Source organism: Cryobacterium sp. SO2 (assembly GCF_026151165.2).
Lineage (GTDB): Bacteria > Actinomycetota > Actinomycetes > Actinomycetales > Microbacteriaceae > Cryobacterium.
This window is the reverse complement of the sequence record NZ_CP117849.1, coordinates 3133030-3143784: the sequence shown is the minus strand read 5'-3', so window position 1 is coordinate 3143784 and position 10755 is coordinate 3133030. Positions and strand designations below refer to the sequence as shown.

At 68.8% G+C, this 10755-nt stretch carries 13 protein-coding genes and 1 tRNA gene; 9 read left to right on the top strand and 5 right to left on the bottom strand.

Annotation, left to right across the window (positions count from 1 at the left end):
- Nucleotides 1-1305 (bottom strand): DUF4032 domain-containing protein, encoded by a 1305-nt coding sequence (locus BJQ94_RS14790; RefSeq protein ID WP_265401258.1) that lies wholly within the window; start codon nucleotides 1303-1305, stop codon nucleotides 1-3.
- Between the two features lie 153 nt (nucleotides 1306-1458).
- A complete protein-coding gene (ugpC, locus tag BJQ94_RS14785) occupies nucleotides 1459-2556 on the bottom strand; it encodes a sn-glycerol-3-phosphate ABC transporter ATP-binding protein UgpC (RefSeq protein ID WP_265401257.1) in 1098 nt (365 codons plus the stop codon).
- Nucleotides 2557-2925: 369 nt separating this feature from the next.
- Between ugpC and BJQ94_RS14780 the strand changes: the two genes are divergently transcribed.
- The 4 genes from BJQ94_RS14780 to BJQ94_RS14765 all read left to right on the top strand — a co-directional run bounded on the left by BJQ94_RS14780 (nucleotide 2926) and on the right by BJQ94_RS14765 (nucleotide 4874).
- On the top strand, nucleotides 2926-3756 hold the full coding sequence (locus BJQ94_RS14780) for a thioredoxin domain-containing protein (protein WP_345893449.1): 831 nt from the start codon (nucleotides 2926-2928) through the stop codon (nucleotides 3754-3756).
- 103 nt (nucleotides 3757-3859) lie between these two features.
- Nucleotides 3860-3932, top strand: a tRNA-Thr gene (locus BJQ94_RS14775).
- Between the two features lie 142 nt (nucleotides 3933-4074).
- On the top strand, nucleotides 4075-4356 hold the full coding sequence (locus BJQ94_RS14770) for a DUF1905 domain-containing protein (protein ID WP_265401255.1): 282 nt from the start codon (nucleotides 4075-4077) through the stop codon (nucleotides 4354-4356).
- Nucleotides 4357-4379: 23 nt separating this feature from the next.
- A complete protein-coding gene (locus BJQ94_RS14765; RefSeq protein WP_265401254.1) occupies nucleotides 4380-4874 on the top strand; it encodes a nucleoside deaminase in 495 nt (164 codons plus the stop codon).
- A gap of 21 nt (nucleotides 4875-4895) precedes the next feature.
- Here BJQ94_RS14765 and BJQ94_RS14760 read toward each other — a convergent pair whose 3' ends face one another.
- Nucleotides 4896-6263: a chloride channel protein gene (locus BJQ94_RS14760; RefSeq protein WP_265401253.1), complete on the bottom strand. Its 1368-nt coding sequence runs from the start codon at nucleotides 6261-6263 to the stop codon at nucleotides 4896-4898.
- Between the two features lie 153 nt (nucleotides 6264-6416).
- Between BJQ94_RS14760 and BJQ94_RS14755 the strand changes: the two genes are divergently transcribed.
- Both BJQ94_RS14755 and BJQ94_RS14750 read left to right on the top strand, forming a co-directional pair.
- Nucleotides 6417-7040: a sugar O-acetyltransferase gene (locus BJQ94_RS14755; RefSeq protein ID WP_265401252.1), complete on the top strand. Its 624-nt coding sequence runs from the start codon at nucleotides 6417-6419 to the stop codon at nucleotides 7038-7040.
- Nucleotides 7041-7114: 74 nt separating this feature from the next.
- Nucleotides 7115-8089, top strand: coding sequence for an SDR family NAD(P)-dependent oxidoreductase (locus tag BJQ94_RS14750; RefSeq protein WP_265401251.1), 975 nt, complete (start codon nucleotides 7115-7117; stop codon nucleotides 8087-8089).
- 93 nt (nucleotides 8090-8182) lie between these two features.
- Here BJQ94_RS14750 and BJQ94_RS14745 read toward each other — a convergent pair whose 3' ends face one another.
- Nucleotides 8183-8740 (bottom strand): nitroreductase family protein, encoded by a 558-nt coding sequence (locus BJQ94_RS14745; RefSeq protein WP_265401250.1) that lies wholly within the window; start codon nucleotides 8738-8740, stop codon nucleotides 8183-8185.
- 2 nt (nucleotides 8741-8742) lie between these two features.
- Nucleotides 8743-9144 carry a peptide-methionine (R)-S-oxide reductase MsrB gene (gene msrB / locus BJQ94_RS14740; protein ID WP_265401249.1) on the bottom strand — a complete coding sequence of 134 codons (402 nt, stop codon included), beginning with the start codon at nucleotides 9142-9144 and terminating at the stop codon, nucleotides 8743-8745.
- A 195-nt stretch (nucleotides 9145-9339) separates the two neighbouring features.
- Between msrB and BJQ94_RS14735 the strand changes: the two genes are divergently transcribed.
- The 3 genes from BJQ94_RS14735 (at nucleotide 9340) to BJQ94_RS14725 (ending at nucleotide 10678) form a co-directional block, all read left to right on the top strand.
- On the top strand, nucleotides 9340-9639 hold the full coding sequence (locus BJQ94_RS14735) for a DUF3263 domain-containing protein (protein WP_265401358.1): 300 nt from the start codon (nucleotides 9340-9342) through the stop codon (nucleotides 9637-9639).
- 50 nt (nucleotides 9640-9689) lie between these two features.
- Nucleotides 9690-10250, top strand: a complete 561-nt coding sequence (locus BJQ94_RS14730; protein WP_265401248.1) for a LytR C-terminal domain-containing protein — start codon at nucleotides 9690-9692, stop codon at nucleotides 10248-10250.
- Nucleotides 10251-10474: 224 nt separating this feature from the next.
- Nucleotides 10475-10678, top strand: coding sequence for a cold-shock protein (locus BJQ94_RS14725; RefSeq protein WP_088457037.1), 204 nt, complete (start codon nucleotides 10475-10477; stop codon nucleotides 10676-10678).
- Nucleotides 10679-10755 lie beyond the last annotated feature (77 nt).

Here is a 10755-nt window from a genome sequence, read left to right as displayed (position 1 = left end):
TCAGACGTTCAGGCGCCAGTCGTCGGCGTCGGCCTCGTCGGCGTCGATGCCCTCTTCTTCGAGCACCGGCAGGCTGATCGGCGCGGTGGGCGGGTCGATCACGGTGGCCTCGTCGCGGCGGTGACGGAGCACATCCTGCACATAGGAGGTGACGGCTTCGGCGAGGGGGATGTCGCGGTTCGCGTTCTGCGCCATGTACCAGCGGTGGTCGAGCAGCTGGTGGAACACCTCGGCGGGCTCGAGCTTGCCCTTGAGCTCGCGGGGGATGGCGCGCACGACGGGTTCGAAGACCCGCACCAGCCACTCGTGCGCCATCATCTCCTCGTCGGCGTCCGGGTTGCCGTACGCGACCCCGTAGGAGTCCAGGTCGTTGAGCAGGCGGCGGGCCTGGTTCTCCTCGGCGTCGAGGCCGGTGAGGCGCAGCAGGCGGCGCTGGTGGTGGCCGGCGTCGACGACCTTGGGCTGGATGCGCACCGTGGTGCCGTTCTCGTCGGTCTTGATGGCGAGCTCTTCGATGTCGAAGCCGAGGTGGTTGAGGCGTTCGACGCGCTCGGTGATGCGCCAACGCTCGCTGCTCGCGAAGGACTCCGAGCCGGTGAGTTCCTTCCAGAGCAGGCGGTACGCCGCGACGATGCCGTTGCTCACGTTGATCGGGTCGAGCTCGTCGGCGACGCGGCCGCCGGCCTCGAGGTCCATCAGCTCGCCGGCGATGTTCACCCTGGCGATCTCCAGGTCATTTTCGCGCTGCCCGTTGGAGAGCCCGCCGGGGTAGAGCTGCCCGGTTTCGGCGTCGACGAGGTAGGCGGCGAACGCGCCGGCATCGCGGCGGAAGAGGGTGTTCGAGAGCGACACATCGCCCCAGAACAGGCCGACCATGTGCACGCGCACCAGCAGCAGGGCCAGAGCGTCGACCAGGCGGGTGGCCGTGTCGGGGCGCAGCGCCTGCGAGTACAGCGCCCGGTAGGGCAGTGAGAACTTGAGGTGCCGGGTGACCAGCACCGAGTTGAGCGGGTCGCCGTCTTCGTCGGTGCGGTTGGTGATCACGGCGAGCGGTTCGACGCAGGGAATCTCCAGGCCCTGCAGGGTGCGGAGCATGTCGTACTCCCGCTTGGCCATCTCGCTGGTGGTCTCCTTGATGGCGACAACCCGGCCGCTCAGGTGCGCGAACCGCACGAGGTGGCGGGAGAGGCCCTTGGGCAGCGAGGCGATGTTCTCGTTCGGCCAGGCGTCCAGCGGCACATTCCAGGGCAGGTCGAGCAGGGCCGGATCGGCCGTGGCGGAGGTGATGTTGAGAGAACCGCTCATGAGGAGCCTAACTATCGAGAGAGCCCGTGGGCCGCAGGTCGCCCCGGCCGGAATCGGCTCGGCGGCGCAGAGGACGGCGCCGGGGAAACCGGTTGCCGATATGACAAACTCGACCGCCGAAAGTGCCGGCGGTCGAGTTTGTCGTGAGGGAACTTAGTCGCTGACGGCGCCGCCGAGACGGGCGCCGGTCTCGGCGTCGAACACGTGCAGGTGGTTCGGCGTCGGGGTCAGGTAGACGGTGTCGCCGGCCGACGGGTGCGAGCGGCCATCGACGCGGGCGACGATGTCGGTGCGCTTGCCCTCGACGGTGGAGTGGCCGTACAGGTAACCGTCGGCGCCGAGCTCCTCGACCAGGTCGACGTCGACCGCGAGGCCTTCGCCCACGGTGGTCGACAGGTGGATGTCCTCGGGGCGGACACCGATGGTGACCTTGGTGCCCGTGGCGCCGGCGAGGGTGTCGCGCTGCACGGGAACCGTGGCGGTACCGAACTTGATGCCACCGTCGACGGCGTCGGCCAGGAACAGGTTCATGGCCGGGCTGCCGATGAAGCCGGCAACGAAGACGTTGTTCGGCTTGGCGTACAGGTCGCGCGGGGTGCCGACCTGCTGGAGGACGCCATCCTTGAGCACGGCGATGCGGTCGCCCATGGTGAGCGCCTCGGTCTGGTCGTGGGTGACGTAGACGGTGGTGACGCCCAGGCGACGCTGCAGCGACGCGATCTGGGTGCGGGTCTGCACGCGCAGCTTGGCGTCGAGGTTCGACAGCGGCTCGTCCATGAGGAACACCTGGGGCTGACGCACGATCGCACGACCCATGGCAACACGCTGACGCTGACCACCGGAGAGGGCCTTCGGCTTGCGGCTGAGGTAGGGCTCGAGGTCGAGCAGCTTGGCGGCTTCGAGAACGCGGGCGGCGCGCTCGTCCTTGTTGACGCCGGCGATCTTGAGCGCGAAGCCCATGTTCTCGGCGACGGTCATGTGCGGGTACAGCGCGTAGTTCTGGAAGACCATGGCGATGTCACGGTCCTTCGGGGGAACGTCGGTGACGTTGCGCTCACCGATGAAGATGTCGCCGTCGTTGACCTCTTCGAGGCCGGCGAGCATGCGCAGCGAGGTGGACTTTCCACAGCCGGACGGGCCGACGAGGACGAGGAATTCACCATCGGCGACCGAGAGGTCGAGGTGATCGACTGCCGGGCGGGTGGAGCCCGGGTACAGACGGGTGGCCTTGTCAAAGGTTACTGAAGCCATTATTTCGTTATTCTCCTTCACCGGCAGGTACGTGCCGGACGATCCGTTGTGATGGGATTTATGCGTCCGGCCGGTGCAGCACCAGCGCAAGACCTTTCTAGTATGGCACGCCGCGGATGGGGGAGTGCTGAATCCGGCCGGCGCTCCCGGCAGTGCGCGGCCGGTGAGTTGGCAGTGAGGCGGCTGTGCGGCTCCGGTTGGTCATTTCCCAGACTGGGGACCTACTATTTGGAGTGCTATCGCGCATATCCGTGAGCGCACCCCCTCAACTCGGAGTGATCATCCATGACAACTGGCGGCCCAGGCGACTCTCGTCCCTCGAAAAATAAGCGACGCGACGCCGCACGCACGAAGGCCGCACAGCTGCGAGTGGAGCAGAAGAAGCGCGATCGCCGCAATCGGGTCTTCCTGCAGGGCGGTATCGGCGTCGTCACCATCGCCGTGGTCACCGCCATCGTTCTGATCATCATGAATTCGATACAGCCGGCCGGCCCCGGCCCGCGGAACATGGCCAGCGACGGCCTGCTCCTCGGCGAGGGCCTCACCGCGGTGACCACCCCCGCGCTTCAGCCCGACGACGACCCGGTGCCGTCCACTCCGGACGGGACGGGCAAGGTCGCGGACATCCGCGTGTACCTCGACTATCTCTGCCCGTTCTGCGGCACCTTCGAAACCACCAACAGCGACCAGATCTCGCAGTGGGTCGAGTCGGGCGCCGCGACCCTCGAGATTCACCCGATCTCGATTCTCACCAGCAAATCTGCGGGAACTCAGTACTCGCTGCGCGCGGCGAACGCTGCCGCCTGCGTGGCGAACACCTCCCCGGACGACTTCTTCGCCTTCAACACGGCCCTGTTCGCCGACCAGCCGGTGGAGGGCACCGCCGGGCTCAGCGACGACGACCTCAAGGCCCTCGTGAAAAGTTCGGGTGTGTCGACCGGCCTGGCGGCCATCAACGAGTGCATCGACGAGACCACCTTCAAGTCCTGGGTGAAGGCATCGACCGACCGCGCCCTCAGCGGGCCCATCCCGAATTCCTCGCTCAAAGCCATCACCGGCACCCCCACGGTGCTCGTGAACGGCAAGCAGTACGTCGGCGCGCTCGACGACCCCAAGGAATTCGCAGCGTTCGTGCTGCAGGCGGCCAGCGAAACGTACTCGACGGCCACGCCGACCCCCACCCCGACCACCGCCGGATAACGCGGCGCCGGTCGACCGTCCAGGCCGGTCGAGTGCGGATTCCGTCGCGGGCGGGTGCCCGCGTGATTTAGGATGAATGCTCGAGGCGCATCATTAGCCTCATGCCGGCCTGGCGCAATTGGTAGCGCACCACTCTTGTAAAGTGGGGGTTACGGGTTCAAGTCCCGTGGCCGGCCCTCTGAACCCCTACTCCCGACCGGGATGTAGGGGTTTTCTTTGTGACCGGACCATCCGACCCTGCGGCGTGCTGCGCTCGTGGTTGACTTCCCGCACCGGGACCGGCAACGTTGGTCTGGCCAGCCACTATCGAGGAGCCCGATGCCAACGCCCATCCCCTTGGACTACACCTTCACCGCGCCGATCGAGAAGGATGGTGCGTTCCAGACCTTCGTCACCGTGCCGGGCTCCGCCGAACTCCTCGGCACCCGACGGGCCGCCAAGGTCGAGGGCGCAATCGACGGACACGCCTTCGCGGCGACCCTGATGCCCTCCGGCACCGGCCCGCACTGGCTGCCATTGCGGAAGGCCATCTGCACGCTCATCGGCAAGGGCGCCGCCGGCGACAACGTGACCGTGCAGCTGCTGCAGCGGCTCAGCTGAGACCGACGGCACACGGGCACGCCATGACCGACCTGACGAGCATCTCCGCCCACGACGAGACCTATCTCGAGCGGGCCATCGCCGTGGCCCACCGGGCGCGATCCGGCGGCAACCACCCGTTCGGCGCCATCCTCGTCACCGCGGACGGCACGGTGCTCGAGGCTGAGAACAGCGTGGTCACCGCGAACGACCCCACGGGCCACGCCGAGACCAACCTGGTGCGGCTGGCCAGCGCCCGGCTCTCGAAGGAAGACCTGCGCACCAGCACGCTGTACACGAGCACCGAACCGTGCGTGATGTGCGCCGGAGCGGTCTACTGGGCCGGGATCGGCCGGGTGGCCTATGCGCTGCCCGAGCAGATGCTCGCGGCCATGGTGCCGGAACAGGATGGCGAGCCGACCCTGGACCTGCCCTGCCGGGACGTCTTCGCCCGCGGCGGCAACACCGTGATCGTGGCCGGCCCCGCCCTCATCGAGGTGGCGGCCGAGGTGCACCGGGGGTTCTGGGACGCACGGTGACAACGCCGGGCGGATGCCGGGCTACGGTGACTTCGGGCCGATGGCCGGCAGCCTCCGGCCCACTGCCCGGCCAGGGGGTTCAGGGAGCCGGCCGGTGAGCACGTGCGCGACGACCACGGTGACGATCACGAGGGGCATCACTGCGTAGGCGTCGCTGGTGAGCAGCACCGTGGCCAGCAGCACGCTGGTGAGCGGCAGCCGCAGCATCGACACACACATGGCACCGATGCCGACGCCCAGCGCGGGTACGAGGGCCATGCCCGGAAGGTGCGACGCGGCGACGCCGATGGCGGCCCCGATGAACATGGCCGGGAAGACCGGTCCGCCGCGGAATCCGCTCAGCGACAGGCCGTAGGCCAGCGACTTGCAGACGACCAGCAGGGCGACGGCGCCGAGCGGCCAGGAGGCGCCGTCGGTGACGAGTGCCGGCAGGGTGTCCTGGCCGGAGAAAAGCACCTGAGCGGTGTCCTCGCCGGTGACCTGGGCGAACACGATGGCCAGGCCGGCCACCAGGAGGCCGAGCAGGGGGGTCACGATCAGCCGGTGGGAGCGCACCGACGGGCGCACGGTGCGGGCGAGCGCCTTGATGCCCCAGGCCACGAACGGGCAGACGACCCCGAGCGCCAGGGCCCAGAGGAACATGGCCACCGTCGGCGTGCTGAACGACGGCAAGTTGGGGATCGCGAGGGAGAAGGTGCCCAGGCCGGTCCAGGAATCCAGTCCGACGAAGACCAGGGAGCCGATCCCGGCGGCGAGCAGTCCCGGCAGCAGGCCCACCCCGAGCATTGCCCCGCCGAGCCCGGATGCTTCCATCAGCAGGAAGGCGCCGAGCAGGGGGGATCCGAGCAGGGTGCTGACGGCGGCGAAACTTCCCGCCGACGCGATCACGGCGACCGCGGTGGGTGGGGAATCCTTCTTGACGAGGAGGATCGCGAGCGCGCCCAGGCCGCCGCCGAGCGCGATCAGGGGAGCCTCAGGGCCCAGGACCGCGCCGAGGGCCAGTGTGGCGAGGGCCGCCAACGCCACGCCCGCCAGCTCCCGCGGCTGGGGGAAGCCGCCGGCCTTGAACCCCTCGGACGGCGGGTGGCCGCTGGTGCCGGGCAGGTACCGGATGCTGAGCGCCACCAGCAGGCCGGAGAGGGCGAGCAGGGGAGCCGGCCACCAGATCGGGACCTCGGCGAAACCGAGGACACCGGGCAGCTCGGTGAAGAGGTAGTCCTGCAGCCAGGCCACCAGGGCAAGGAACCCGTACGCGACGATGGACACCGGCACGCCGATGACGCCGGACAGCACCAGTATCCGCAGATAGCCCTTCGAGCGGAGGATCGCGAGCGGATCCGTTGCCGCGCCGGCGGGTGCAGCCGCCGGCGGATCGGGGGGTGCGTGCATGTCGCTGGCCTCCACTGTCGGTGCTGCGTGGTCGGTGCTGCTGGTCAGTGCTGCTCGTTCGTCGGTGCGTGCCGGAGTTGGTGCCCACGCTGGCCCCGGGCCGGGATCGGCGCAAGGGTGCGGCTTCGGCCCGCAGGCACTACGCTCGAGTTTGTGGTTACAGACAACAAAATCCCAGAGGATGCCGCCCGCTCGGAGTTCGACAAGATGGTGGCCGGTGACTGGTACCGGTACCGCGCCGGTCCGGAGCTCGCCGAGCTGACGACGACCACCCAGCGCACCTGCCGGCAGATCACCGCGCTGTACGACGACGATCGCGCCGCGGCCCACGCCCTCTTCGTCGACCTGCTCGGCAGTGTCGGCGAGGGCGCCGATTTCCGCCCGCCGATGTACCTGGATTACGGCTCGCGGCTGCACGTCGGGGCGAACACCTTCATCAACGCCGACTTCCTCACGCTCGGCGGCGGCGAGATCACCATCGGCGCCAACGTGCTGGTCGGGCCGAGCGTGCGCCTGTACACCCCGAGCCACGCCATCGACGTGACCGAGCGCAGGGCCGGCTACGAGCGGGTGGCGCCGATCGTGATCGAGGACGACGTCTGGTTGGGCGGCAATGTCGTCGTCTGCCCGGGCGTCACGATCGGGGCCGGCAGCATCATCGGCGCCGGGTCTGTGGTCACTCGCGACGTGCCGCCGGGGGTGATCGCCGCCGGTAACCCGGCCCGCGTCGTGCGTGAGATCGGACCGGGCGACCGGGTCGAGACCCTCTCCGAGTAGCCCGTGCGGTGCCCGGCCTCGGCTCCTGCTCGCGGCCTCACCGGCACGGGCGGCGCCGAGCGTACGCTGGAGTGATGACTACAACACCGCAGCACAGACTGGCGACCGGATTCAGTGCGGCGTCCACCGCGACCGAGGTGCTCGAGGGCATCGACCTGAGCGGCAAGACCGCCATCGTCACCGGCGGCTATTCCGGCCTTGGCATCGAGACCGTCGCGGCGCTCGCCGCGGCCGGCGCCCAGGTGATCGTGCCGGCCAGGCGCCCCGAGGTGGCTTGGGCCGCCCTGGACGCGCGCGGCCTGGCCGCGGTGGAGGTCGAGACCCTCGACCTGGCCGACCTTGTGAGCGTGCGCGCGTTCGCCGAGCGCTTCCTGGCCACCGGGCGCAGCCTGGACATCCTGATCAACAATGCCGCGATCATGGCGTCCCCAGAGGCCAGGGTCGGCGACGGCTGGGAGTCTCAGTTCGCCACCAACCACCTCGGCCACTACGTGCTCACCAACCTGCTCTGGCCCGCGCTCGTGGCCGCCGAAGGCGCCCGGGTCGTTGCCCTGTCGTCGACGGGGCACAAGCTCAGCGGCATCCGCTTCGACGACCCGAACTTCACCTCCGGCTACGACAAGTGGCAGGCGTACGGTCAGGCCAAGACCGCCAACAGCCTGTTCGCTGTGCAGCTGGATGCCCGTGGCGCCGACTTCGGGGTGCGTGCCTTCGCCGTGCACCCCGGCGGCATCATGACCGAGCTGCAGCGCCACCTGCCGCGCGAGGAGATGGTGGCGTCGGGCTGGATGACCGAGGACGGCGTCGTCAACGCCCAGTTCAAGTCGGCCGAGCAGGGGGCGGCGACGTCCACCTGGGCGGCCACGTCGCCGATGCTGGACGGGATGGGCGGGGTGTACTGCGAGGACTGCGACATCGCCGAGCCGACCGAGGTCGGATCGGCGACCGCGCGCATCCGCGGGGTGAACCCGCACGCCGTCGATCCGGATGCGGCTGCTCGGCTCTGGGCATTCTCGGCCGAGCTCACCGGAGTGAACGCCTTCGCCTAGCCCGCCTCACCCCGGCCCAACTGGTGCCGAAGCGGTCAAGTGCGCCCGGTGCGCCGGGCGCACTTGTCCGCACGGGGACCAGTTGTGGCGCGGTTAGAGCGGGAGGGACGTGAGGAAGTCGGTGGGAGTGAGGGGCGGCCGCACCGCGGGCTTGGCGGTGTCGGGGATGCCGCCCACGTAAAGCCAGCCCAGAAGTTCCTCGGAGTCGGCCAGCCCGTGCACGCGGCGCACCGGTCCGGTGCGGGTATGCGCACCGGTGCGCCACATGACTCCCCAGCCCGCGTCCTCGAGGAGCAGGCTGAGCAGGTGGGCAACGCCGGCGGCGGCCGCGTCCTGTTCCCAGTGCGGCACCTTGTCGCTGGACCGACGGCTGGCCACCACGGCGATCAGCAGCGAGGCCCGCAGTGGTTTGGCCGCGAGCTTCGCCGCGGCAGGTCCGTCCAGGCCCGCGGAGGCCACGAAGGCGTCCCCGAGCGCGGCCCTGGCCTCGCCGCGCAGCTCGATCAGCCGCCAGGGCCGCAGCGCCCCATGGTCGGCGGCGCGGGCGGCCGCCTGCACCAGGGGCAGCAACTCGGCCCGGCCGGGCGCATCCGCGGTGACCACGGAGTACGACCGGCGCGCGCCGATGGCGTCGAGGAGGGGCGACCCCACCGTTAGTCGACGGGGGTGAAGTTGAGCGAGATCGAGTTCATGCAGTACCTGTCGCCGGTCGGCGTGCCGAAGCCGTCGTCGAAGACGTGGCCCAGGTGCGATCCGCAGGCGGCGCAGCGCACCTCGGTGCGCACGACGCCGAGGGAGCGGTCCTCGATGAGTTCTACGGCCTCCGGGCGGACGGATTCGTAGAAGCTCGGCCAGCCGCAGCCGGAGTCGAACTTCGTGCCGCTCTTGAACAGCTCGGCGTTGCAGGCGCCACAGGTGTACACACCGGACCGGCCCTCGTCGAGCAGCTCGCCGGTCCAGGCGCGTTCGGTGGCCGCGCCGCGCAGCACTGCGTACTGCTCGGGGGAAAGCTCGGCCTTCCATTCGGCGTCAGACTTGGTGACCTCGTAGTCCATGGTGCGTCCTTTCGATACTTCTCGTGCGGCGGGCGACTGCCTCCAGCTTAAACTCGCCTGGCGGCCCTGGCATTCCCGAGACCCGGGCATCCGGTGGCGTTCAGCAGATTCCCACTGTCGACCGTACCGGGCGCGGGCCGCGACAGGCGGCCCAGGTCAGCGAAAACCCAGTCCCCGGCAAATAGGATGACGCGTATGGCGACCAGCGGGCACGACGAGAGCGAACGGGACGAGGGCGCAGCCCGCGCGCTCGCACCGCGCGACGAGGCGGTCCTCGCGTTCGAAAGCCGCTGGTGGTCGCACCCGGGTGCCAAGGAACAGGCCATCCGCTCTGAGTTCGGCCTGTCGGCCGCCCGGTACTATCAAGTATTGGGTGCCTTGCTCGACTCCCCGCTCGCCCTTGCCCACGATCCCATGCTGGTCAAACGCCTGCAGCGGATGCGTGAGGCCAGAGCGCAGGCCCGGTCGCGCCGGGCCATCCGCCCCATCGAGTAGGAAACCCCCTGCCGCGTGTTCAGCCAACCGAGGATCGAACCAGACTGACGATGCCCACTTCGTACCCGAAAGACCGCTTCGACGACCTGCCGCACCATCTGGATCGCGTGGGGGCGCACCGGGCTCCCGCCAAGAAGGGGCACCGCTGGGTGGCATTCTGGTGGGCTCTGGCTGCCACGGCCGTGCTCATCGCGCTGGGCGCCGTCGGCCTGTCGGTGCTGAACAACCGGCTCAATTTCACGATTCCCGGCATCGAGGCGGCGACCGCCAGCGCGACGCCCACGGTGGAGGCTGTGCCCACGGCGGAACCCACGACTGACCCCAGTGCGAGTGTCACGGTGCTCAACGGCACCGCGGGCACTGGCGTGGCCCGTTCGGTGGGCGACCTGCTCACGGGCGCCGGCTGGACCGTGGGCACTATGAGCAACGCGGACACCGAGGACGTCGTCACGACGACTGTCTACTACTCGGATGCCACCCAGGAAGGCGCTGCTCGCGGTGTGGCGGCCCTGCTGCCCGGTTCGGCGGTGCTGCTCTCCGACGACTTCGCGGGCACAGGCGCCACCTTGACCGTCGTGGTCGGAACCGATTACGTGGTGCCGGCCGGCTAACCGGCCCACACATCGCGTTTTTGTACTGGGATCAGGCCCGTCAGTCAACCCCCTATTGAACTTTGCGGCCATCACTATTATCTGCAGTGGTCGCTCATTTTATGTGCGTAGCGCTCTCGGTCTGAGAGCGCTCTTTCACAGACGGTGGACGCAGCTTCTGCGCCAGGCCCGGTAACACCAACGGGTGAGTGCCGTTCTACAACACTGCAATAGGGGAGTTTCACATGGCGAACGGAACCGTCAAATGGTTCAACGCTGAAAAGGGTTTCGGCTTCATCACTGTTGATGGAGGTGGGCAGGACGTCTTCGTCCACTATTCCGCCATCGACATGCACGGCTACAAGGTTCTCGAAGAAGGCCAGCACGTCATCTTCGAACTCGGTACCGGAGCCAAGGGTCCGCAGGCCGAGTCGGTTCGCCCGGCTTAAACCACGCGTCGAACAACTGAACACAATCTCAAGGTGACAGTCACGCCACCACCGTGCCCGCCAGGCAGACATACCAG